Below are 21,604 nucleotides of genomic sequence, written 5' to 3'. Positions count from 1 at the left end.
GCATGACAAGCGCACGTTACGCGCTGGGTTTGCCAAAGCGACGACGGAATTTGTCGACCTGGCCGGCGGTATCTACAATTTTTTGCTGACCGGTAAAAAACGGGTGGCAAGCCGAGCAAACTTCGATGTGCAAGGCTTCTTTATTGGTGGAACGTGTTTCAAAAATATTGCCGCAGCTGCACGTTACTTTAATCGCGGTGTATGCGGGATGAATGTCTGTTTGCATCGACGTATTACCTGTGCAGTGGTCGTAAAAGGGGGGGCATCATACTTGATTCCTTGGCGCCGCCGCAAGCACGAATACGGTTTGTTGGCAGGCTGTGGATAATTATGTGGGTAAAAAGGGTGGGTTTGTTGAATTGTGTTGGAAATGCGTTCGCAGGCCTATTTAAATCACGGCTTTTCAACAAATAATCTTTTGTTTCAATGGCTTAAGTCATTTTTGCTGCCGGGTTTAAATTTGAACTCACATATTTTTTACACTATTTTTCAGTTGGATTGTGTATAAGCCTTTGTTTTTAAGCCAAAATGCGCGCCAAATAACAATGAGCGGGATGCAAAACATGTTCAAAAAAGCATTTTTTAAGGTACTTATCGTATTGTTTATTGGTTTTGGCATTGCCAGTTATGCGACCTACTTACGTACTGGCAAATTCATCGTGCCGGTGAGTGCTGATAAGGCGTTAGAAGCCGTGAAAAATGCGCCTGCTAGCATTAAAGGTGTGGTGAGTAATGTTACTGGCGGCACGCCTGCCTCTGCTACGCGCACTACTTATAAATGGCAGGACGCAGACGGCAGCTGGCAATTTAGTGATACCCCGCCGATGGATACGATGAATTATGAAGTGGTGCAAATTAAAGTACAAAAAACGGCTGCGGCCTCAGCCTCATCGAGTGATCAGCCTGCTGATCCGCTGGCTGAACATACAACTGCTGCTGCAGGCTCCGTAGCATCTGAAGAATCAGCGACAGCAGCACAAGGCAGTGAAATCCCGCAATTAGAGGGCAATGCCTATACGCCCGATGGAATTAAGAAATTATTAGAAAGCGCGAAGGGTTTTAAAGCGGGCGTTGAATCTCGCCAGCCCGTACCCGAAGAGCTATAGCTCTTGAATGCGTTGGATTCGATCTAAGCGCAATACATAACGCTTACCTTGGTAATCCCGCGCGATCAAAAATTCGCTGTGCCAGCGGGTGCGTAAATTTTCTGGAAATAATGTTGCCACATGCGCTTGCTGCAAACGTGAGCGCCAGCGCATCCGTAAGCCTTCACCTTTAAGAATGGCGAGTTCGAACAACGCATAAGTTGTGCAGTCCACGGGTGTGTAAGCAGGCACGGACATCATAAACAGCTCCTAGAAGTACTCGAAAAAATCCCCGGAAAATCCCAGCCATCGTTTTATGGGCAGTGGATTACTGGCTTATATGAAGTACTTACAAGAAACGTTCCAACAAATCATTGAGGTAGTTCATGCCGTGAGGCGTAGTGCGCAGATGCGATGAATGTTGTTGCAGCAAACCATCGTGGATAGCGGTTTCGATCACGTGATTAACCGTTGATAAGGGCAAACCGCAGCGTTCATCGAACAGTCTCGTTGGAAATCCATCAATTAGCCGTAGCGCATTCAACATAAATTCAAATCCAACCGCTTTTTCACTAATGATTTGGGTGCCTTCGACGTGTTGTTGTGTATTGATACCTGACAAATACTGTTGCGGTAAACGTTGTTTCCAGCGCCGGGTGATGCTGTGAGTGCCCAAATTGGTCAGTTTTTGATGCGCGCCTGCGCCGATGCCTAAGTAATCACCAAACAACCAATAATTTAAATTATGCCGACTTTGTTTATGCGTCCGCGCATAAGCCGACACTTCGTAGTGCTGATAGTCTGCCTGCGCGAGTTGTTGCTGACAGGCATGCTGCATTTCCCAGATAAGATCATCATGCGGTAAACGCGGCGGCCGCGCAGCAAACGCCGTGTTGGCTTCAAGCGTTAATTGATAATGTGAAATATGCGTGGGTGATAACGCCACCGCAGTATCAATATCGTTAAGCGCTTGCGCTAATGTTTGTTGCGGTAAACCAAACATCAAATCTAAATTAAAATTAGCAAAACCTACATGATGCGCGGCTTCAGCGGCGCGGACTGCTTGTTGTTTATCGTGTAAGCGGCCAATGCGGGGCAATAAATCTTCTTGAAAGCTTTGTACGCCAATGGACAAACGATTAACCCCGGCGGCGCGGAACTCGCTAAATTTAATCGCTTCGGATGAATTGGGATTCGCTTCTAAAGTAATTTCAATATCATCAGCCCAAATCATGCGTTTTTTTACGCCGTCTAATAAACGTGCAATAGCGGCTGCTGAAAATAAACTGGGTGTGCCGCCGCCGATAAAAATACTGATGAGAGGCCGCTGAGAAAATGCGGGATGAGCCGCAAGATCTTGCAATTCAAAATCTAAGTCCGCTAAGAGCGCGTCGATATATTGAATCTCAGGCAAGCCATTAATTTCAACATGCGAATTAAAATCGCAATAAGGACATTTTTTTTCGCACCACGGAATATGAATGTATAAAGACAGCGGTGGTGCAACCGTAAAATTAAACATAGAACGCTACACGCGACCCAGACGTTGACGCAACAATTGCAGAGCTTGCGCACGATGACTGATTTTATTTTTTATTTCGCTGCTTAATTCCGCCGCGCTTTGTTGATGTTCTTCTAACCAAAACAAAGGATCGTAACCAAACCCACCGTGGCCTTGTGGCGCGTTAAGAATACGACCTTCCCAGCGGCCTTCAGTAATAATAGGTGTTGGATCAGTCGCATGTTCTACGAATGCAATCGCACATAAATAACGCGCGCTGCGTTGTGTGGGAGCAACATCACGTAACGCCACTAATAATTTTTCATTATTTAATTGATCGTTCGCATTTATCCCTGCGTAACGTGCTGAATAAATGCCAGGCGCGCCATTCAAAACATCTACCGCAATTCCGGAATCATCCGCTAATGCGGGCAAACCGCTGAGCTGTGCAGCATGGCGCGCTTTTATTAAAGCGTTTTCAATAAAACTTAAACCGGTTTCTTCCGCATCGGCAATAGCAAAATGCTTTTGCGGAATTACTTCGCATTGCCAATCGTTAAACAAATACTGAAACTCGCGCAGTTTCCCTGCATTGTTAGACGCTAAGACGATTTTTGTTGGCAGCGTTAACATGCAGATGGTTTACGCCAATGCAGCGCGTTGTGCGTCGATGAGTTCATTAATACCTTTGCGTGCTAACGCCAGCATGATTTCTAATTCTTCTGCACGAAACGCATGACCTTCCGCCGTGCCTTGAATTTCAATAAAACCACCGGCTTCATTCATCACTACATTCATATCGGTTTCAGCGTCAGAATCTTCTTTGTAATCTAAATCTAAAACCGGAATGCCTTTATAAATTCCGACAGAAACAGCGGCGACGGATCCATGTAAAGGATTTTTCTTGATGAGTTTTTTGCTTAATAAATAATTAATAGCATCGGCCAGCGCAACAAAGCTACCCGTAATAGCAGCCGTGCGTGTACCGCCATCGGCCTGCAGTACATCGCAATCAATGGTGATAGTGCGATCGCCGAGCGCGTGTAAATCTACCGCGGCGCGTAACGCACGACCAATTAAACGTTGAATTTCTTGCGTGCGTCCGGCTTGTTTGCCGCGCGCGGCTTCGCGTGCATTTCGAGTATTGGTTGCGCGTGGCAACATGCCATATTCTGCGGTTACCCACCCAGAGCCTGTACCTTTTAAAAATGGCGGCGCTTTATCTTCAATGCTCGCGGTGCAAATAACTTTAGTGTCACCGCATTCGACTAAAACAGAACCTTCGGCGTGTTTGGTGTAATGACGTGTAAAACGGGTAACACGTTTTTCATCGGCGGCGCGGCCGCTAGGGCGAATAGAAGATGCAGCTGTGTTGCTCATGATAATCCTGGAAAATAAAAAGAGGCGCTAGTATACCAAGCCTGCTTAATCAACGGGCGGCATTGGGCGCAATAAACACTTTCTGTTAAAGTGCGCCACCGGTTTTTAGGAGTTTCATTAATGAAAAGCATGACAGCGTTTGCACGCATTGAATCAAATAACGAGCACGGCAGTTTGGTATGGGAATTACGCTCGGTGAACCATCGTTATTTAGATGTCAGTTTGCGTTTGGCGGATGATTTGCGCAGCATTGAGCAAACCGTTCGCGAGAATTTAGCGGCTACATTAGGCCGCGGCAAAATTGATTGTAATTTGCGTTTTAAAGCCAACGCGCAAGTGGTGAACGATTTATATATTAATAATGAATACGTGCAGAAACTGACCACAGTTTGTCGACAGTTAAGCGCACAATTAGAAAATCCTGCGGCCGTGAGTCCGTTGGAATTATTGCGCATGCCCGGCGTACTCAAAGAACTAGAGCGTGACAATTCCGTACTAGAACAAGCCGCCTTAAATAGTTTGAAATTAGCGTTAGAAGAATTAATTGCTACACGCGAACGTGAAGGCGGACGTATTGCCGACATGTTATTGCAACGCTGCGCGTTAATTGCTGAGATCGTAAAAAATGTGCAAGCGCGCAGAAGCGATGTTATGCAAGCGATTCGTGAAAAATTACAAACCCGCATTGCGGATTTAGGCGTTAACGCAGATCCTGGCCGCTTAGAACAAGAATTAGTCATCATTGCGCAACGCATGGATGTATCAGAAGAATTGGATCGTTTGGAGTCGCACATTAAAGAAGTGCGCGATGTTCTAAAACGCGATGAACCGGTGGGTCGCCGACTCGATTTTTTAATGCAAGAATTAAATCGTGAAGCAAACACCTTGGGTTCAAAATCAGCAGATGCAGAAACCACGCGTGCGGCGGTTGATTTAAAAGTCATGATCGAACAAATGCGTGAGCAAGTACAAAACATTGAGTAACGCTTAGAGTCGTATCGGTGGAAGTTTCCCATATTATTTTATTGTTATTAGCCGGTGTCGCATCGGGTTATATCAATGTGCTCGCAGGCGGTGGTTCGATTTTAACCGTGCCTTTAATGATTTTTATGGGCATGTCAGGGCCGGTTGCGAATGGCACGAATCGCGTGGCGGTGATTGCGCAATCGCTTGCGTCGATGTGGGTGTTTCATAAAAAAGGCATGGCGGAATGGCGCCGCAGTTTGATATTAAGTGCGTTAGCGTTACCCGGTGTTGTAGTAGGTGCATGGTGGGGCGCGCATTTTGATGGTGAATCGTTTCGACATTTTTTAAGTGTCATTATGGTGTTGGTACTAGTTGCCAGTGTTTTAGAACAACGCTTTAGTCGTAAAAGTGAAAACCCCGGTTCATGGATGTGGGCGTATTGTTTAATGCCGTTGGTAGGTTTCTATGGGGGGCTTATTCAAATCGGTATCGGATTTTTATTAATGCTTATTTTAAATCGTGTGGCGGGTTTGGATTTAATCCGCACCAATATGCATAAAGTATTTGTTGTATTGCCGATTAACATGGTGGCGTTAGTTATTTTTGCTTGGCAAAGCGAGATTGTTTGGTTGGCGGGTGCGGTGCTTGCGGTAGGCAATGCGGTGGGTGCGTGGTCGGCCACGCATGTGATGATTCGTTCGGGTGAGCGGTTAGTGCGTCTTACCTTATATATAGTCAGCGCTGTGTTTATCGTGAAATTGTTATGGGATGTTTAGTGCGCGTTTAAGCTCGTTGTGCTGGTTCGTGTAAAGATTTCTATATCACGTTTATTCTGTTTAAATTCTTTATGTCTCAATAATCGAAATGAACTTAAAACGATCGCGTGATTCTGTTAGCGTAGACGTTTACTGTGAAATAGTTTACTGCTTAAAGGAATGTTATGAATATGTGGGTCAAACGCGGGTTGTGGGCATTGTCGGCTCTAGGGTTGGCATTGGTGCTGACTGTGGTCGGCATTTTAGTTTTTGTTGATCCCAATGATTATAAGCCGGAGATTCAGCAGTGGTTTGCACACACCACGGGGCGGCAGTTAGAAATCAAAGGTGACTTATCGTTAGCATTTTTTCCTTGGTTGGGTTTGGAAATAGGGGAAGCGACGATTGGTAATCCTAAAGGTTTTACTGAACCTGTGTTTGCGCGTATTCAAAGCGCGGATATTAAAGTGGCCGTATTGCCATTGTTTCGTTTAGAAACACGCGTAGGTACGGTGCGTTTGCATGGCTTGCAAGTGAATTTAGAAAAAGCAGCAGATGCGCGAGTGAACTGGGCTAGTTGGAGTAGCGATGATAGTGCTGTTACCGATGAAGAGAAGTTAGCTGAAAGACAACAATTACCACCGATTTATATTGGTGGTTTAGAAATTGAAGACGCAGGTTTAGTTTATGACGACAAAGTTACCGGCGTGCGTACGCAAATTGAACATTGGAATGTGAGTACTGATGTTATTGAAACGGGTAAACCGTTAGATTTTGAAACGCAGCTTAGCATTCGTCAGAGTCAGCCTAAAGTGATCGCGGGTTTGCAAGTAGATGGTCAATTACACTGGGATTTAGTTAAAGCTGAATATCGGTTTATGCCATTGAATATGCAATTAACAGTCAGTGGCGAAGGCATTCCTAATCAAGAACAGCATTTGCAATTAATGTTGGTTGCAGTTGTTACTTTAGATGCGGATCAAATGACGATTGAAAAAGGAACTTTACAAGCCGCGAATATGGATATGAATTTTCAAGGCGCTATTAATGGTTTGATGAGCGAGCAACCGACCGTTGATATGGATTTACGTTTAGCGACGTCATCTATTCGTCAGATGATGACCGCATTGGCGATGGAAATTCCTGAAACCAGCGATCCTAAAACCTTGGGCGCGCTTAGTTTGGATGCGAAGTTGCAGGGCCATGCAGACGCGATGAGTTTAAAAGCGCTGCGTTTAAAATTTGATGATACACAAGTGACGGGCCATATTGAGTTACCAAAATTTGAACCGCTGACCATACGCGGTGAATTGCAGTGGGATAACATTAATGCAGATCGCTATCTTGCAGCAGATCCCGTTGCATCTACTGAAGGAAGCGCCGCATCAAACAAGAAGTCGGTTGCGCCTGTACCAGTTGCCGATACGCCGATTGATTTACCCAAAGATTTATTGCGGACTTTGGATGTTTTGTTAGCCATTAAATTGCAGCACGTGCAGTTTATGAAGATGAGCACGCATAATTATGATTTAGGTTTGCGCATTAAAGACAGCGTGATTGATTTAGATCCTTTTAAATTTGATATGTACGATGGACGTATTCAAGGCAAAACCCGCATTGATATTCAGCAAGCGGTAACGCAGTACACCGTGAATATAGCGATGAAAAATGTGCAAGCTGAGCCTTTAATGAAAGACTTTATGGAAATGGATTTTGTGCGTGGTTTGTTAGATATGAATTTGGATGCGCGCATGTCCGGTGAATCTGTTAATGCGTTAAAACGTAGCATGACGGGTGAGGTGCAATATAGTTTTCGAAATGGCGTCATAAAAGGCATGAATGTCACCAGTTTAATTAAGCAAGCGAAAGGTTTGCTGAAAGGCCAGTTGCCCGCTAAAGATAGTGGGCCGAAAGAAACCCCGTTTGGTAATTTCAGTGGCGGTGGGCCGATTAAAAATGGTGTGATGATGCAGACAATGAAATTAGACAGTGATCATTTATTGGCAGATGCACAAGGCAATATTGATATCGCGAATGAAACACTAAATATTAAAGCGCGTGCTGACTATCGAGAATCTAAAACCCAAGTTGGCATGAAGAACGCCATTCCTTTTTATGTTAAAGGTAGTTTTGCCGCACCGTCTTATGGTTTAGATACATCATCGGTAAAAACTTTAATTGATCAAGAAAGAACTAAATTAAAAGCGCAATATGAAGCTGAAAAAACTAAATTAAAACAAGAAGCGGATCAGCGTATCCAACAAGAAAAAGATAAAGCGGAAAAAGAAGCCAAAGATAAATTAAAAGATAAGCTAAAGAAATATTTATAAGTGGCAATAAATAATTTTGCGGAGCGCGTACTGCAATGGTACGCGCACCACGGTCGTAAAACATTGCCTTGGCAACAAAACCCCACGTCGTATCGCGTGTGGATATCTGAGATCATGTTACAACAAACGCAAGTAGCAACGGTGATACCTTATTACCAACGCTTCATGAGTGAATTTCCGGATGTTATAACCTTAGCCAATGCCCCTTTAGATAATGTGTTAGCGCATTGGTCGGGTTTGGGTTATTACGCACGTGCGCGTAATTTACACAAAGCCGCGCAACAGATTCGAGATCAGCATCAAGGACAATTCCCAGCGACGATTGAAAGTGTACAAGCATTGCCTGGCATTGGGCGTTCTACTGCCGGTGCAATCTTGGCGTTAGCATTACATCAACCACACGCTATTTTAGATGGCAATGTAAAACGCGTATTGGCGCGTTACTACGCAGTACCCGGTTGGCCCGGGCAAGTGAGTGTGGCGACTCAGTTGTGGTCGTATGCGGAACAATTAATACCGACAGAGAATAATCAAGCGTATACCCAAGCCATGATGGATTTAGGCGCGATGATTTGTACGCGTACTAAACCTGCGTGTGCCATGTGTCCCTTGCAGCAAGATTGTTTAGCGTACGCGCAAAATAATGTGATGGCGTTTCCGCATGCGAAACCTAAACGCAGTATTCCCGTGCGGCAAACACGCATGTTGCTGTTGCAAAATGCAGACGGTGATTTGTTATTAGAGCGTCGTCCACCGATAGGTATTTGGGGCGGTTTATTAAGTTTGCCGGAAATTCCGCCGGAGATTTCTGCTGTTGAATGGGCGGAATTTATTTGGGGTGATATTGAAATCACCGAACATTATCCGAGTTTGCGGCACACATTCAGTCATTTTCATCTCGACATCATGCCGATCCGTGCTATTTTGCGGCGCTCGCTCGATGTCGTGCTGGAGCCGGATCGTTGGCTTTGGTATAACGCTGATTCTGCACCGGTGGGTCTCGCAGCACCGGTAATGCAATTAATTAATCGTTTAAAAACGGAAAGGACACTCTCGTGACTCGTTTGGTGCAATGCGCAAAATTAGGTTTTGAAGCCGAGGCTTTAGAACGCCCTCCTTATCCCGGCGCTTTAGGTAAACGCATTTTTGAAGGCGTGTCCAAAGAAGCGTGGCAACAGTGGGTTAAGCATCAAACCATGTTGATTAATGAATATCGATTAATGCCGGTGGATCCTAAAGCGCGGAAATTTTTAGAAGAAGAAATGGAAAAGTTTCTGTTTGGTGAAGGTTCAGCAGTACCTCAAGAATTTACGCCGCTGAAATAATCTTCTTGTGCTCATGGCGCCAGAATAATCTATGTCGAAATAATCTCGTTGGCGCCTTGACTCATGGCGGTTCGGTCGGTTTAATACGCCTCCCCCCGCCCGGGTAGCTCAGTCGGTAGAGCAGAGGATTGAAAATCCTCGTGTCGGTGGTTCGATTCCGCCCCCGGGCACCATTTTCCTGGTTTGTATATATAAGTATCTGGAATGCTTTAGGGCGCTTTAAGATGCTAGCTACTGTGATATTTGTGACGCGGTATTTTGGGAGCGCATCAAATATAAATTTTTTATACCGTGATTTCTGCAAATCTCTTCCGCATAAAAATGCGAGCTCTGCTTATTTTGCCATTAATTTTTTTATGCGATTTTTATAAGTACGGATATGAACAAGAATAGATTCTTTATGCTGTCTGCCTTTACGATGGCTGCATGAAAAATATGGTTGTTACCACACATAACATGTCTGTCAGTAGCTTATACGCTGAACCCGCGTTTAATCCGCGCGATTTTGCGGTACTCGTCGGGGTGTTTGCATTACACATTGGATCTTTGTTGTGGTTAATGCAGGAACCTGAGCCTATACCACCCGTTAAGATGAATGTGTTGCAAGTCAGCATGATTCAGTTACCGCCGGAAGAAAAACCGCCGGAGCCTGAAAAACCTGAGCCACCAAAACCAAAAGATCCACCGCCTAAGCCAGCACCGCCGATTGTAACGAAAACACCGGTAGCTGAACCTATTCCAGAACCACCACCGCCGGCGCCTGTTGCCGTTGCCGCACCGTCAGGTGGCGTAAAAGAATTAGGTGTAATTAGAAAGGTAGAGCCAGCCTATCCAGAAGCTGCGCTCGATCGGGGTATTGAAGGAGTGGTAGAGTTGCTCATTCATGTGAATGAGTTAGGAATTCCCGGAATTATTGAAATTTCCAAATCAAGTGGTCGTTACGATATGGATAATGCGGCACGTCGAGCAGTTAAGAAATGGATATTTGCACCGCAGATAGAAAATGGGGTTGCGGTTCCAAGCGTCGGTACGTTAAAGATTACTTTTAAACTTAAAACTTAATTAGATATCAAGGTGATTTAATATGGAAACAACATCTGGAATGAGTGAAATGGGCTTAGCGAATTTAATCGCGCAAGCTGATGCGGTTGCATTAGTTGTATTAGCTATTTTGTTTATCATGTCCGCATCGAGCTGGTATTACATTGCTGCGAAATCTATTCGAATTCGTACCGCAACCAAATATGCTTATCGTGCCATTGATGAGTTTTGGAACACGCCTAATTTGCGTGATGCGATTACCGTTATGGAAAAACAACCCGCTTCAGAAGCCTGTTCAAAAATTGCTTTAGATTGCGCCAATGCAGCATTACAACATGCACAAAATAAATCAGGTCGTTTAGGCGATAGCATGAGCCGCGCTGATTTTGTGGAACGTGCTTTACGTTATGCCGTTGCACGCGAAACGGCGAGATTGGAAAATGGTCTGACCTTGTTGGCTACAGTGGGTAGTATTTCTCCTTTCGTAGGTCTCTTCGGTACGGTATGGGGCATTTATCACGCCTTAGTAAAAATCGGCGCTAGCGGCGAAGCATCTTTAGACGTAGTCGCCGGCCCAGTAGGTGAAGCGTTGATCATGACCGCGATTGGTCTTGCGGTGGCGGTACCTGCGGTATTGGGATACAACTTTATTATTCGTTCTAATCGTAAAATTATTGCGGTGTTTGATGCCTTTGCTAATGACTTACACTCTTATTTCACTAGCGATGCCAATATCAACATAGTCGGTGCACTAAGTAAGTCGCAAGCTAATCCAGCCGCTCCCGCTGCTAGACCACAAGCAAATCCAGTGGCAGCTGTTAAACCACCTGCTCCTAAGGAGTAATTAGTCATGGGTATGAGCGTAGGTGGAAATGGTGGTGCGCCCAATAGCGCGCCTATGTCCGAAATTAATACCACACCCTTGGTCGACGTGATGTTGGTGTTGCTGATTATCTTTATGATTACAGCGCCTTTAATTACGCACAAGATACCCATTGATTTGCCACAAGCATCAACCGTTAAAGAAGAAGCAAAACCTAAGATCGTTACCTTGGCTATTACTTTTGATGGCGTAATGTATTGGGATGATAATGCGGTAACCCAAGAAGAATGGGAAGCGCGTATCGCTAATGCCGCATTAGAAGTGCCTCAACCAGAATTACAATTACGCGCCGACAAGAACACGCGCTACGAAAAGTTGGCGCAGGTAATGGCTGACGCACAAAATGCCGGCATTGTTAAATTAGGATTTATTACCGGCCCAGATGCAGATCCTGACGCCACTACTGCACAATAAATAATTCTCAAAAAGACCACCTACAAGGCTTTAAGATTTTTGTAGGTCGGTCTTTTTGTTATGCTGCACCTCATGCAGTATTTTCAAACAGGGTTTAACCTTCGGTCATTACACCATTGGCGCAAAGCTTTTTTGCTTGCCGCAATAGTGGTAACCATTACTACTCTCATCGCTCTACTTGCTGCTCAATGGCTGCCGTTTGCAAGCCTCATATTGTTCTATATGACGGCCATTTTGTTACTCGCAATACGCGGCGGAATAGCTTCGGTATTGTTTTGTAGCATTTTAAGTTTTATCGCTTTATCGCATATTGTTGCTGACTCTACGGATTCTTTTTTAGTTCATGACAAGGAAGATTTTCTCGCCGTATGTGTATTTATGCTGGCGAGTTTTGTAGCCGCGTTTCAATCGCATAAAGCCCGCGCGCAATTTGAAATTAATCGTCTTATGGCTGAACGCAATGCGCGCTTATATGATTTCAGTCGTTACATTAGCAGTTTAATCACCCAAGAAGATCTTGCGTGGGCGGCATGTCAGTATGTCAGCGAAACATTTGCTTGCCGCACCGTTTTTCTACAGGCGGGAGACAATCAGAAATTACATCTTTCTAGTGGAGTGCCTGCTTGGCAAACATTAAGTTCGACAGAACTGGAAGCGGCTGAGCACTGCGCGAAAACACAAAACGTCGTGGGACATGGCACACGTTTTTTTAAAGAATGTGAATGGTTATTTTTACCCTTGGCTGGGGCGGAACGTGTCTTGGCAGTGTTGGGCGTGAATGCGCAAGCGAGTCACACTGAACTTTGGAGCAATGAAAGTCAGCGACGTTTAATAGCGATGCGTGATCAAACTAACGTAGCCTTAGATCGAATTGAGTTAGCGCGTAAAATGGAAAAAACTCAATTAGCCGCGGAAACAGAAAAATTGCGTTCTGCTTTGTTGTCGTCTGTGTCGCATGATTTACGCACGCCGTTGGCCAGTGTTATTGGTTCTGCTACCACCTTGCGTGATTTTTATACCTTATTGGATACAAGTCGTCGTGATGAATTATTGGATACGGTGTTGCAAGAAGCAAATCGACTCAATCGATTCGTCGAAAATCTTTTGGACATGACAAAAATTGGTTATGGTGGATTGCGACCTAATCTTAATTGGGTTGATGTGCGCGAATTATGCGGCAGCGCTGTCAGTGCCTTGCAGCGGACTTATCCAAAACAAATTATTCAAATTAAAATTGACATCGATTCGCCCTTTTTATATGTCGATGCCGTTTTGATGGAACGCATTTTATTTAATGTGTTGGACAATGCGAGTAAATACTCACCGCCGAATGAAAGTATTATTTTGTCTGTTTCGCGCCAAGCAGAACGTTTTGTGATCAATGTGCAAGATCGTGGCCTTGGCATTCCGTTAACCGAACACGAACGAATTTTTGATATGTTTAGTCGCGTTAATCGCAGAGATGCAGGACCTGCGGGCACCGGTCTTGGGCTTTCTATTTGTCGCGGATTGCTCGACGCATTAGGTGGTGATATTTATGTTAAGCCGCAAAATGAAGCCGGTACTTGCATTGAGATTGTTTTGCCGATCACGTATTGTCATCTACCAATAGAACGAGAATGATATTTCTTTATGAAGGCTAATCGCTTAAATATATTGATTATTGATGACGAGCCTCAAATACAACGGTTCTTACGCATTGCATTAGAAGCGCAAAACTATGCGGTGGTCACGGCAGATACTGGGCGCGAAGGTTTGGTCGTGTGCGCGAGTGAAGCACCGGATCTCGTCTTGCTCGATTTAGGATTGCCGGACATGGATGGCCAAAGTGTAATTAAAGAATTGCGTTCTTGGAGTCAGGTGCCGGTGATTGTATTGTCGGTGCGTTCATCTGATGCCGAGAAAATCCAAGCGTTGGACGCGGGCGCAAATGATTATGTTACTAAACCATTTAGCGTGGCAGAAGTGTCGGCGCGCATTCGTGCTTTGATGCGTACCCATGCAACCTTGCCCGCTGCGCAGCCGGTTTTATCGTGTGGTGATTTATCTTTAGATATTTCGCGTCGCGAAGCATTACTCAATCATGTGCCTCTAAAGTTATCGCGCAAAGAATTTGATTTGCTGCAAATGTTAATGACACACGCGGGTCGCGTTCTAACCCATGGTTATATATTAAAAAATATATGGGGCCCCACGCATGAAGATGATGTGCAATATCTGCGCGTTTATATTGGCCAATTGCGCGCAAAACTAAATGATGATCCTACGCAACCTCGTTACATCGCAAATGAATTAGGTGTAGGTTATCGTATGATTGATAATGCTTGATAGCATGTACTTCGAATTTATGATTTGAGTTCGCTGCTGTAGTAATAAGACAAAAGCGTAAAGCTCACGAGGAAATTAAATTTAAAATTTGTCTGAAAGTATATGTGGAATGAACCGATAATGCTTCGGGACGACTGATCTGGAAGTGCATATAAAAAGGCGAAAATAGCATGCAGAGTCGAATTTTAATCGTGGATGATAATCCATCTATTCACGAAGACTACCGTAAAATTTTAACGCCCCGTCATGATTACGCCGCGCTGGGTGATATGGAAGCAGCATTATTTGGTCACACTGTTGTTGATTGGCGATCTACTCAACAACGTTTTGAATTAGTTGTCGCTAAACAAGGCGAAGAAGCTTTGCAAGCAGTGCAACAAGCGATGCAAGAACAACGTTCTTTTGCTCTCGCATTTATTGATATGCGCATGCCGCCGGGTTGGGATGGTTTAGAAACGGTTGAGCGTTTGTGGCAAGTAGATCCTGAATTACAAGTAGTAATATGCACGGCGTATTCTGATCATCCTTGGCATGTTTTAATGGAACGCTTAGGTGTATCGGATCGATGGTTAATTTTGAAAAAACCATTTGATGGTATTGAAGTTATGCAATTAGCGCATGCGCTCAGTTGCAAATGGGCTCTAGAGCAAGCAGCGCCTGACGCATTAATGCGTTTACGCGCTGCGCCAGATGAATGGCGCAAGCCTGGAGATTGAAGGTTTTACTTAGCATGAACGGCAAACATTAGTGATCAATGCCCTTGTATTTTGTTCGCTACGCTCTATATCTTTATAGAGCATTATTTAAAGGTGAAAAATATGAAAACTAAGACACCTGCCATTATCAATTTACACAATCGTGCCGCTAAATTTGGTTTGGGTGATGTCATCATGCACCGCAAACAAGGCTATCGCGGTGTTGTTGTGGATGTAGACGCTGAGTTTGAAGGCCGCGAAGAATGGTTGGATGACGCGGCACTTGCGACTGCTCCTAAAGATCATCCTTGGTATCGCGTATTAGTTGATGGCAGCGATATGGAAACGTATGTAGTGGAAGACAACCTAGAAGTCGATGATTTAGGTGAGCCTGTTGAGCATCCCCATGTGGATTTTTTCTTTTCTGAGTTCTATCATGGTCACTATGTATCGCGGCAAACCGTGAATTAGTTTCAAGGGTATGCTGTTTCAATAATTATTATTGTTTGAATAGGAAAGATGTATGTGGGCTAAATTACGCCAATGGTTTCATCGAGAAATAAAACCGCATCTTAGTATGCGCCCGGCCACGCCGATGGATCAAACATATGGCCGCCTAGCGGTTGCCGTATTGCTGACAGAGGTTGCATCTGCGGATTTAGAATACGAGATTGGCGAACGTGATTTAATCATCGATGGCATGGTGCGCGTGTTTGGTATTTCTCGTGACAAAGCAGTTCGTCTAGTCGGTCGCGCGAAAGAAATAGCGGGCGATGCGGCTTCACGTTATGCGTTTGTCAGTGAATTAAATGATCGTTATTCACATGCTCAAAAACTAGATTTATTGGAAATGTTATGGCAAATCGCGTTTGCGGATGGGCGTTTAGATAAATACGAAGAAAAAATGATTAAACGATTAGTCGATAAATTATATTTATCTTACAAAGATTTTGAACATGCGAAACACCGCGCACATGGCGAAGTAGCAGCGCAATAATTTTAGTATCGCTAGTTGGGTAAAAAATAGAGAGTAATAAAAAAGGGCCGCATCGCGGCCCTTTTTAGTGAAGACGATAAATCGTCCTACTATGGCATTTCTTTTAATGCTTTTAATGGTAATACTTTTACTGCTTTACGGGCAGGCTTGGCTTTGAAAACCATTTCTTCACCAGTAAAAGGATTAATACCTTTGCGTGCTTTGGTCGCAGGTTTTTTGATAACTTTGATTTTTAACAGACCAGGCAAGGTGAAAAAGCCAGGGCCGCGCGATTTGAGGTTTTTCTCAATCAAACCACTTAATGCATCGAATACGCTAGCCACTTGTTTGCGGCTTAATTCGGTTTGTTCTGAGATAGTGGTATAGATTTCAGATTTAGTGGGTGGTTTTGGTTCAGCTGATGATGCTTTAGCTTTTTTCGGTTTTGCTTTTGCTTTCTTTTTAGCGGCCATTCAAAAACTCCTGATGTTGATTAAATTAAAGCAGCGGTGAAGATACCATATTTTGCAAAAAACCACATAAAAAAAGCACTTTTTGGGATTTTTAGTATTTTTTAGTTTTTGCTAAAACGAAATAGCGCAATTTCGGCTAATAGATTTGGTAACAAGCGCATGCCTAAGGTTTCGCGATGACTGTGATCAACTGCGGTACGTTGCAGAATTTTAAAATTGCGCTCAGTGCACAAGTCTTCAAAATCGCGGATGGTACACAAATGAATGTTGGGGGTGTCGTACCATTCATGAGTCAGCGAACGTGTGGTGGGCATGACGCCGCCGAACGCGTGTTGTAGACGACATTTCCAATGACCGAAATTAGGAAACGAGACGATGCCTTCGCGACCAATGCGCAGCATTTCACTTAATAATTTATCCGGGAAATACATGGCTTGCAGTGATTGACTCATGACCACGTAATCAAACGAATCTTCGTCGAAGTCAGATAAACCCGCGTCCAAGTCGGTTTGAATCACGTTCACATCTTGTTCCATGCAGGCCAGAATGTAATCGGGATCAATTTCTAAGCCATAACCGGTAACGTTTTTGTAGGTTTGCAAATAACGCAATAAAGTACCATCGCCGCAGGCTAAATCGAGCACGCGACTACTCGGTGCAATCCATTCGCTGATTAAGGCGAGGTCAACTCGCAAATTGAGTTTATCTATTTGCTGTTGTTGCATCAGTGACCGGCCGCGACTTGGTTAAGATAGGCTGCAAATAAACGCAAATATTGCGGATCTTTGAGCAAGAACGCATCGTGACCGTGAATCGCAGGAATTTCCGCATAACTCACATCTTTGTCACTATCGAGTAAAGCTTTTACGATTTCACGTGAACGTGCTGGTGAAAAGCGCCAATCGGTGCTGAACGACATGACCAAAAATTGGCATTGCACGCGTTGCATGGCGAGCGTGAGACTATTGTCGAACTCGCGAGCGGGATCAAAATAATCCAACGTTTTAGTCATGAGCAAATAAGAGTTTGCATCAAAGCGATCAACAAAGGCTTGGCCTTGATAATGTAAATAATTTTCCACTTCAAATTCAGCGCCATAGCTATAGCTAAATTTGCCAGTGCGTAATGCACGGCCAAATTTATCGCGCATTAAATCATCGGATTGATAAGTGACATGACCTAACATCCGCGCTAAACGCAAACCGCCAGCAGGAATCGTGTTGTGATCGTAATAACGACCTGCGTGAAAATCGGGATCCGCTAAAATTGCCGCACGCGCAATTTCATTAAACGCGATATTTTGTGCCGTCAAACGTGCGGCAGCGGCAATGACGATGGCGTGACGTAATTTGTCTGGGAAAGTAATTGCCCATTGCAAAGCTTGCATGCCACCTAAGCTGCCGCCAATCACTGCTGCCCAGCGCGGAATATCTAAACGCCGCATTAAACGTTCTTGGCTAATCACCCAGTCTTTAACGGTGACGATGGGAAAATCGGGGCCGAAAGGTTTGCCAGTTTCGGGGCTGATACTCGAAGGCCCGCTAGAGCCGCGACAACTACCTAGATTATTTAAACTGACGACAAAAAATTTATTGGTGTCGATAGGTTTATTAGGACCAATCGCGTTATCCCACCAGCCGGGTTTGTCATCATCTGCATGGTGATAACCGGCCGCATGATGATCGCCAGATAAAGCATGGCAGATTAATACGGCGTTGGATTTTTCTGCATTGAGTACGCCATAGGTTTCCACCAGCAAATCATATTGCTTAAGTGTTTTGCCACTTTCCAACAATAAAAGTTCGTCAAAGTGATACAGCAACGGCGCAACTAAACCGACGGAATCAGCTGGAAAATTAGCATTATGTTGCGGAGTTAGCGGCTTGGCCATCGCGGATAAAACAGCCTATGTCTGCAAAGAAAGGCGAAGTCTATCACTTCGTGCTTAGGGCGCAATGCTCATAGCGGATTGCTGTGGTGGCAGCAGCCAAATGAGGGGTGATAAGACGGTCGGTGTGATAAGTCAGAACGCAGCGGGAGTTTGGATAGGACCTTGGCATGGGCTTGAACGTGTAAATCCAAATAACAAGCCCTGAATCCAGCAGTAAAGTCTGCGCGCTGCGCTGTTGCTATTGGGTTTGTTATAAAAGCTGATTTAACAAAGGCATTATTAACATTTGTGCGACTTGTAAAAGTAATAAAACAATCATGGGTGATAAATCAAAACCACCCATCGGCGGTAATAATTTTTGTACCGGATTTAATAAAGGTCGATTGATTTGATGCAGCAAAATGCTGGTGTAGTTCATATCACCCGGTTGCACCCAACTGAGAATAACTTGAATCAAGATGGAGAAAAAATAAAATTGAAATAAGAACTTCACGAGATCAATAAATGCAAATACGACAACGGCATTCGGCAATAAAGAAACGCCGTGAATGAGTAACGTTAACATGCTATGCGCGATGGCGAGTAAGCATAACAAAACAAGGGAAGCGGTATCCCATTTGCCAAAACTGGGTAACAGACGGCGTAGAGGAATTAATACAGGACTAGTGGCTTTTAATACACCTTGCGCCAAAGGATTATAAAAATCAGCGCGCACCACTTGCATAATCAAGCGTAAATAGACGATCAGCATCACAATATAAAAAAACGTATCGACGATTAATAATAAAGGGCTAGCGAAATAACTATTCATAAATATTAATCCTGATCCAATTCTTGCGCTAACGTTTGCGCGCGTTGTTGTGCTGCACTGACAGCTTTGTTGACTAAATTTCGAAACCCACCATTTTCAAAGACGGCTAATGCGGCAGCGGTAGTGCCGCCTTTTGAGGTGACACGTTCGCGTAACGTCGCAGTAGATTCAGGGCTTTCCACCGCCATTTTGGCGGCGCCAAACACCGTTTGCAACGTTAACAAGCGCGCTTGTTCCGTGTTTAAACCTAATTGCTCCGCGGCCTGTTGTAAGCTTTCCATTAACAAAAACACATAAGCAGGACCACTACCCGATAAAGCGGTAACCGTATCTAAAGTATTTTCTTGTTCAACCCACACGGTGATACCAACGGCGCGTAATACTGATTCGGCTAAACTGCGTTGCGTTGCGTTCACCTGCGGCGCTGCATATAAACCCGTTGCGCCTGCTTGTACTAACGCCGGTGTGTTGGGCATGCTGCGCACGATAGCGAGATCAGCACCTAACCAACGTTGTAAACTTTTAATAGTAATGCCTGCTGCGATAGAAATAATCAGCGGTTTATGTGTGGATAAAGATTCGCGTAATGCGTGCGCCACCGTCGACATGATTTGGGGTTTAACCGCTAACACAATAGCGTCGGCGTGTGCGACTAACTGCTCGGCAGTTGCATAACAACTAACACCGAAAGTGTTGTGTAAATAATCGCGTTGAGTTGCGTCAGGTTCGCTAACTGAAATAGCGTCAGCGGGATGACCGTCGGCTAATAAACCACCAATCAGGCAACGCGCCATATTGCCGCCGCCGATAAAACCGATATGAGAAATTGTTTTCATGTCTGTATCATAACAATTTCATTCCTTGAATAGCACATTGCTCACGCACGGCGTGCGCCAAACAAAGCGGTGCCAATGCGGATCATAGTCGCGCCTTCAGCCACGGCCGCAGGCCAATCATCTGACATGCCCATCGAAAGTGTATCGAAATGGTTTTGTGTTTTTGTATTGAGTTCTTCCGCCAAGGCGCGGAATAAGTTTTGTAAACGCGCCAAACTTTGACGTTGCGCGGCAAAATCCTCACGCGGAGTCGGTAGCGCCATTAATCCGCGTAAGCGAAGATTAGGCAGCGCATTGACGGCGCAAGCCAAAGCCCGGAGTTCGGTGGGCGCTACGCCTCCTTTTTGGGGTTCTGCATCTAAATCCACTTGTAGACATATATTTAAAGGCGCTAATTGGGCAGGCCGCTGCGCGCTGAGTCGTTCCGCAATTTTAAGTCGATCGACGCTGTGCACCCAGTGGAAATGTTGCGCAATCACGGAGGTTTTATTGGACTGAATGTGACCAATAAAATGCCATTCCAAAGGCAAGTCGCTTAAGGCCATGCATTTCTCTAGTGCTTCTTGTAAATAATTTTCTCCAAAGGCGCGTTGACCGGCCGCAAAGGCATTACGGAGTTCGGTCGGCGGTTGGGTTTTGCTGACCGCAAGCAGTTGCACGCTATTAGCGGGTCGGCCATATTGGCGCTCGCAATCATCAAGTTGGCTGCGAAACTGCGTTAAACGATCGTAGAATGTTTGCATGTTATGATCCATCGCAGTACCGTAGCTTTAGGCGAATGGCCTATTATAGAGCCTGTCTACACCGCAACGTAATTGGGTGTCAGGGGTGAGTATTTAAACAAAGAATGAGTGGTGAATTCGATGGCGATGGATATCGCGCAGTTACTAGCGTTTGGCGTTAAAAATAATGCTTCAGATTTACACTTATCGGCAGGCTTGCCGCCGATGATTCGCGTTGATGGCGATGTTCGCCGCATCAATGTGGAACCCTTGGACCATAAACAGGTTCACGGCATGGTGTACGACATCATGAACGATAAACAACGTAAAGATTATGAAGAGTTTTGGGAAACAGACATGTCGTTTGAAATTCCCGGACTCGCGCGGTTTCGAGTTAATGCGTTTAATCATCATCGCGGCGCGGGTGCCGTGTTCCGAACGATCCCATCCAAAATTCTTAGTTTGGAAGATTTGAATTGTCCGAAAATTTTTAAAGACATCACCATGATTCCACGCGGCATCGTGTTGGTTACTGGACCTACGGGTTCGGGTAAATCAACTACCTTGGCAGCAATGGTGAATCATAAAAATGAAAACGAACATGGTCACATTCTAACGATTGAAGATCCCATTGAATTTGTGCATGAAAGTAAAAAGTGTCTCGTCAATCAACGCGAAGTCCATCGCGATACGATGGGTTTTAATGAAGCCTTGCGTTCCGCGTTGCGCGAAGATCCGGATACTATTCTAGTCGGCGAAATGCGCGACTTAGAAACCATTCGCTTAGCCTTGAGCGCAGCGGAAACCGGCCATTTAGTATTTGGTACTTTGCATACCAGTTCTGCTGCTAAAACCATCGATCGTATTGTTGACGTTTTCCCCGCCGCTGAAAAATCCATGGTGCGTTCGATGTTGTCGGAATCTTTGCGTGCGGTAATTTCGCAAACATTATTGAAGCGCAATGGTGGTGGTCGTGTGGCCGCACATGAAATCATGTTAGGTACACCCGCGATTCGTAACTTGATTCGTGAAGACAAAGTTGCGCAGATGTATTCTGCTATTCAAACCGGACAACAACACGGTATGCAAACCTTGGATCAATGCTTAAAGAACTTGGTTGAAAAAGGCATTGTGAATCGACAAGATGCGGCGAAAAAAGCGTCTAACGCTGATTCTTTGTAAAGCCAGCAAC

Annotated in this window: 26 protein-coding genes and 1 tRNA gene; 16 read left to right on the top strand and 11 right to left on the bottom strand. The window is 44.8% G+C overall.

Annotation, left to right across the window (positions count from 1 at the left end; genetic code table 11):
* Window positions 1–16: 16 nt before the first annotated feature.
* Window positions 17–226 (bottom strand): 50S ribosomal protein L31, encoded by a 210-nt coding sequence (gene rpmE / locus H0W44_02225; GenBank protein MBA3581249.1) that lies wholly within the window; start codon window positions 224–226, stop codon window positions 17–19.
* Between the two features lie 337 nt (window positions 227–563).
* Between rpmE and H0W44_02220 the strand changes: the two genes are divergently transcribed.
* On the top strand, window positions 564–1,106 hold the full coding sequence (locus H0W44_02220; GenBank protein MBA3581248.1) for a DUF4124 domain-containing protein: 543 nt from the start codon (window positions 564–566) through the stop codon (window positions 1,104–1,106).
* Here H0W44_02220 and H0W44_02215 read toward each other — a convergent pair.
* From H0W44_02215 to rph, 4 genes are all read right to left on the bottom strand, one after another.
* Window positions 1,101–1,343, bottom strand: a complete 243-nt coding sequence (locus H0W44_02215) for a transcriptional antiterminator, Rof (protein MBA3581247.1) — start codon at window positions 1,341–1,343, stop codon at window positions 1,101–1,103. The two genes, H0W44_02220 and H0W44_02215, sit on opposite strands and share 6 nt — an antisense overlap.
* A 91-nt stretch (window positions 1,344–1,434) precedes the next feature.
* Window positions 1,435–2,607, bottom strand: a complete 1,173-nt coding sequence (gene hemW, locus H0W44_02210; protein ID MBA3581246.1) for a radical SAM family heme chaperone HemW — start codon at window positions 2,605–2,607, stop codon at window positions 1,435–1,437.
* Window positions 2,608–2,613: 6 nt separating this feature from the next.
* The gene (gene rdgB, locus H0W44_02205) at window positions 2,614–3,219 is read right to left on the bottom strand and encodes an RdgB/HAM1 family non-canonical purine NTP pyrophosphatase (protein MBA3581245.1); all 606 of its coding nucleotides are present in this window, start codon (window positions 3,217–3,219) and stop codon (window positions 2,614–2,616) included.
* 9 nt (window positions 3,220–3,228) lie between these two features.
* Window positions 3,229–3,966 carry a ribonuclease PH gene (rph, locus tag H0W44_02200; GenBank protein MBA3581244.1) on the bottom strand — a complete coding sequence of 246 codons (738 nt, stop codon included), beginning with the start codon at window positions 3,964–3,966 and terminating at the stop codon, window positions 3,229–3,231.
* 129 nt (window positions 3,967–4,095) lie between these two features.
* Here rph and H0W44_02195 point away from each other — a divergent pair, with 129 nt between their 5' ends.
* The 14 genes from H0W44_02195 to H0W44_02130 all read left to right on the top strand — a co-directional run bounded on the left by H0W44_02195 (window position 4,096) and on the right by H0W44_02130 (window position 15,700).
* The gene (locus H0W44_02195) at window positions 4,096–4,950 is read left to right on the top strand and encodes a YicC family protein (GenBank protein ID MBA3581243.1); all 855 of its coding nucleotides are present in this window, start codon (window positions 4,096–4,098) and stop codon (window positions 4,948–4,950) included.
* Window positions 4,951–4,967: 17 nt separating this feature from the next.
* Complete coding sequence (locus H0W44_02190) at window positions 4,968–5,708, top strand: sulfite exporter TauE/SafE family protein (protein MBA3581242.1); 741 nt, start codon at window positions 4,968–4,970, stop codon at window positions 5,706–5,708.
* Window positions 5,709–5,872: 164 nt separating this feature from the next.
* Window positions 5,873–8,017, top strand: coding sequence for an AsmA family protein (locus tag H0W44_02185; GenBank protein MBA3581241.1), 2,145 nt, complete (start codon window positions 5,873–5,875; stop codon window positions 8,015–8,017).
* Window positions 8,018–9,076 (top strand): A/G-specific adenine glycosylase, encoded by a 1,059-nt coding sequence (gene mutY, locus H0W44_02180; protein ID MBA3581240.1) that lies wholly within the window; start codon window positions 8,018–8,020, stop codon window positions 9,074–9,076.
* Complete coding sequence (locus H0W44_02175; protein ID MBA3581239.1) at window positions 9,073–9,342, top strand: oxidative damage protection protein; 270 nt, start codon at window positions 9,073–9,075, stop codon at window positions 9,340–9,342. Before mutY ends, H0W44_02175 begins: the two co-directional genes overlap by 4 nt.
* A 97-nt stretch (window positions 9,343–9,439) precedes the next feature.
* Window positions 9,440–9,515: transfer RNA gene (locus H0W44_02170), tRNA-Phe, on the top strand.
* A gap of 253 nt (window positions 9,516–9,768) precedes the next feature.
* Window positions 9,769–10,404, top strand: a complete 636-nt coding sequence (locus H0W44_02165; protein ID MBA3581238.1) for an energy transducer TonB — start codon at window positions 9,769–9,771, stop codon at window positions 10,402–10,404.
* A 40-nt stretch (window positions 10,405–10,444) separates the two neighbouring features.
* Entirely contained in the window at window positions 10,445–11,227 is a 783-nt protein-coding gene (locus tag H0W44_02160; protein ID MBA3581237.1) for a MotA/TolQ/ExbB proton channel family protein, read from the top strand.
* Between the two features lie 12 nt (window positions 11,228–11,239).
* Window positions 11,240–11,680 (top strand): biopolymer transporter ExbD, encoded by a 441-nt coding sequence (locus H0W44_02155; GenBank protein ID MBA3581236.1) that lies wholly within the window; start codon window positions 11,240–11,242, stop codon window positions 11,678–11,680.
* Between the two features lie 132 nt (window positions 11,681–11,812).
* Window positions 11,813–13,303 (top strand): DUF4118 domain-containing protein, encoded by a 1,491-nt coding sequence (locus H0W44_02150; protein MBA3581235.1) that lies wholly within the window; start codon window positions 11,813–11,815, stop codon window positions 13,301–13,303.
* 9 nt (window positions 13,304–13,312) lie between these two features.
* Window positions 13,313–14,008 carry a response regulator transcription factor gene (locus H0W44_02145; GenBank protein MBA3581234.1) on the top strand — a complete coding sequence of 232 codons (696 nt, stop codon included), beginning with the start codon at window positions 13,313–13,315 and terminating at the stop codon, window positions 14,006–14,008.
* A gap of 170 nt (window positions 14,009–14,178) precedes the next feature.
* A complete protein-coding gene (locus tag H0W44_02140; protein MBA3581233.1) occupies window positions 14,179–14,724 on the top strand; it encodes a response regulator in 546 nt (181 codons plus the stop codon).
* A 102-nt stretch (window positions 14,725–14,826) separates the two neighbouring features.
* Window positions 14,827–15,174 carry a heat shock protein HspQ gene (gene hspQ / locus H0W44_02135; protein ID MBA3581232.1) on the top strand — a complete coding sequence of 116 codons (348 nt, stop codon included), beginning with the start codon at window positions 14,827–14,829 and terminating at the stop codon, window positions 15,172–15,174.
* Window positions 15,175–15,226: 52 nt separating this feature from the next.
* Complete coding sequence (locus H0W44_02130) at window positions 15,227–15,700, top strand: TerB family tellurite resistance protein (GenBank protein MBA3581231.1); 474 nt, start codon at window positions 15,227–15,229, stop codon at window positions 15,698–15,700.
* Window positions 15,701–15,789: 89 nt separating this feature from the next.
* Here the strand turns inward: H0W44_02130 and H0W44_02125 are convergent, their stop codons facing one another.
* The 6 genes from H0W44_02125 to H0W44_02100 form a co-directional block, all read right to left on the bottom strand.
* The gene (locus H0W44_02125) at window positions 15,790–16,152 is read right to left on the bottom strand and encodes an HU family DNA-binding protein (protein MBA3581230.1); all 363 of its coding nucleotides are present in this window, start codon (window positions 16,150–16,152) and stop codon (window positions 15,790–15,792) included.
* 101 nt (window positions 16,153–16,253) lie between these two features.
* Complete coding sequence (metW, locus tag H0W44_02120; protein ID MBA3581229.1) at window positions 16,254–16,847, bottom strand: methionine biosynthesis protein MetW; 594 nt, start codon at window positions 16,845–16,847, stop codon at window positions 16,254–16,256.
* A 29-nt stretch (window positions 16,848–16,876) separates the two neighbouring features.
* The gene (locus H0W44_02115) at window positions 16,877–18,043 is read right to left on the bottom strand and encodes a homoserine O-acetyltransferase (GenBank protein MBA3581228.1); all 1,167 of its coding nucleotides are present in this window, start codon (window positions 18,041–18,043) and stop codon (window positions 16,877–16,879) included.
* A 250-nt stretch (window positions 18,044–18,293) separates the two neighbouring features.
* Window positions 18,294–18,854, bottom strand: a complete 561-nt coding sequence (locus tag H0W44_02110) for a YggT family protein (protein ID MBA3581227.1) — start codon at window positions 18,852–18,854, stop codon at window positions 18,294–18,296.
* Window positions 18,855–18,859: 5 nt separating this feature from the next.
* Window positions 18,860–19,690 carry a pyrroline-5-carboxylate reductase gene (locus H0W44_02105; protein ID MBA3581226.1) on the bottom strand — a complete coding sequence of 277 codons (831 nt, stop codon included), beginning with the start codon at window positions 19,688–19,690 and terminating at the stop codon, window positions 18,860–18,862.
* Window positions 19,691–19,731: 41 nt separating this feature from the next.
* Window positions 19,732–20,433, bottom strand: coding sequence for a YggS family pyridoxal phosphate-dependent enzyme (locus H0W44_02100; GenBank protein MBA3581225.1), 702 nt, complete (start codon window positions 20,431–20,433; stop codon window positions 19,732–19,734).
* Window positions 20,434–20,559: 126 nt separating this feature from the next.
* Here H0W44_02100 and H0W44_02095 point away from each other — a divergent pair, with 126 nt between their 5' ends.
* Window positions 20,560–21,594: a type IV pilus twitching motility protein PilT gene (locus tag H0W44_02095; protein MBA3581224.1), complete on the top strand. Its 1,035-nt coding sequence runs from the start codon at window positions 20,560–20,562 to the stop codon at window positions 21,592–21,594.
* Window positions 21,595–21,604 lie beyond the last annotated feature (10 nt).

The organism is Gammaproteobacteria bacterium (genome assembly GCA_013817245.1).
Taxonomy (GTDB): domain Bacteria; phylum Pseudomonadota; class Gammaproteobacteria; order HTCC5015; family HTCC5015; genus JACDDA01.
The sequence above is the reverse complement of the archived record's forward strand: the minus strand, read 5'-3'. Positions and strand labels throughout refer to the sequence as shown.

Excerpts from the sequence above, each read along its gene's own strand:
- H0W44_02155 (MBA3581236.1), top strand. The coding sequence starts at position 11,240 with ATGAGCGTAGGTGGAAATGGTGGTGCGCCCAATAGCGCGCCTATGTCC.
- H0W44_02125 (MBA3581230.1), bottom strand. The coding sequence starts at position 16,152 with ATGGCCGCTAAAAAGAAAGCAAAAGCAAAACCGAAAAAAGCTAAAGCA.
- hemW (MBA3581246.1), bottom strand. The coding sequence starts at position 2,607 with ATGTTTAATTTTACGGTTGCACCACCGCTGTCTTTATACATTCATATT.
- H0W44_02185 (MBA3581241.1), top strand. The coding sequence starts at position 5,873 with ATGAATATGTGGGTCAAACGCGGGTTGTGGGCATTGTCGGCTCTAGGG.
- rpmE (MBA3581249.1), bottom strand. The coding sequence starts at position 226 with ATGCAAACAGACATTCATCCCGCATACACCGCGATTAAAGTAACGTGC.
- H0W44_02165 (MBA3581238.1), top strand. The coding sequence starts at position 9,769 with ATGAAAAATATGGTTGTTACCACACATAACATGTCTGTCAGTAGCTTA.
- H0W44_02215 (MBA3581247.1), bottom strand. The coding sequence starts at position 1,343 with ATGTCCGTGCCTGCTTACACACCCGTGGACTGCACAACTTATGCGTTG.
- H0W44_02220 (MBA3581248.1), top strand. The coding sequence starts at position 564 with ATGTTCAAAAAAGCATTTTTTAAGGTACTTATCGTATTGTTTATTGGT.
- H0W44_02100 (MBA3581225.1), bottom strand. The coding sequence starts at position 20,433 with ATGCAAACATTCTACGATCGTTTAACGCAGTTTCGCAGCCAACTTGAT.
- H0W44_02160 (MBA3581237.1), top strand. The coding sequence starts at position 10,445 with ATGAGTGAAATGGGCTTAGCGAATTTAATCGCGCAAGCTGATGCGGTT.
- H0W44_02140 (MBA3581233.1), top strand. The coding sequence starts at position 14,179 with ATGCAGAGTCGAATTTTAATCGTGGATGATAATCCATCTATTCACGAA.
- H0W44_02115 (MBA3581228.1), bottom strand. The coding sequence starts at position 18,043 with ATGGCCAAGCCGCTAACTCCGCAACATAATGCTAATTTTCCAGCTGAT.
- H0W44_02195 (MBA3581243.1), top strand. The coding sequence starts at position 4,096 with ATGACAGCGTTTGCACGCATTGAATCAAATAACGAGCACGGCAGTTTG.
- H0W44_02110 (MBA3581227.1), bottom strand. The coding sequence starts at position 18,854 with ATGAATAGTTATTTCGCTAGCCCTTTATTATTAATCGTCGATACGTTT.
- rdgB (MBA3581245.1), bottom strand. The coding sequence starts at position 3,219 with ATGTTAACGCTGCCAACAAAAATCGTCTTAGCGTCTAACAATGCAGGG.
- H0W44_02130 (MBA3581231.1), top strand. The coding sequence starts at position 15,227 with ATGTGGGCTAAATTACGCCAATGGTTTCATCGAGAAATAAAACCGCAT.
- H0W44_02095 (MBA3581224.1), top strand. The coding sequence starts at position 20,560 with ATGGATATCGCGCAGTTACTAGCGTTTGGCGTTAAAAATAATGCTTCA.
- hspQ (MBA3581232.1), top strand. The coding sequence starts at position 14,827 with ATGAAAACTAAGACACCTGCCATTATCAATTTACACAATCGTGCCGCT.
- H0W44_02105 (MBA3581226.1), bottom strand. The coding sequence starts at position 19,690 with ATGAAAACAATTTCTCATATCGGTTTTATCGGCGGCGGCAATATGGCG.
- rph (MBA3581244.1), bottom strand. The coding sequence starts at position 3,966 with ATGAGCAACACAGCTGCATCTTCTATTCGCCCTAGCGGCCGCGCCGCC.
- H0W44_02145 (MBA3581234.1), top strand. The coding sequence starts at position 13,313 with ATGAAGGCTAATCGCTTAAATATATTGATTATTGATGACGAGCCTCAA.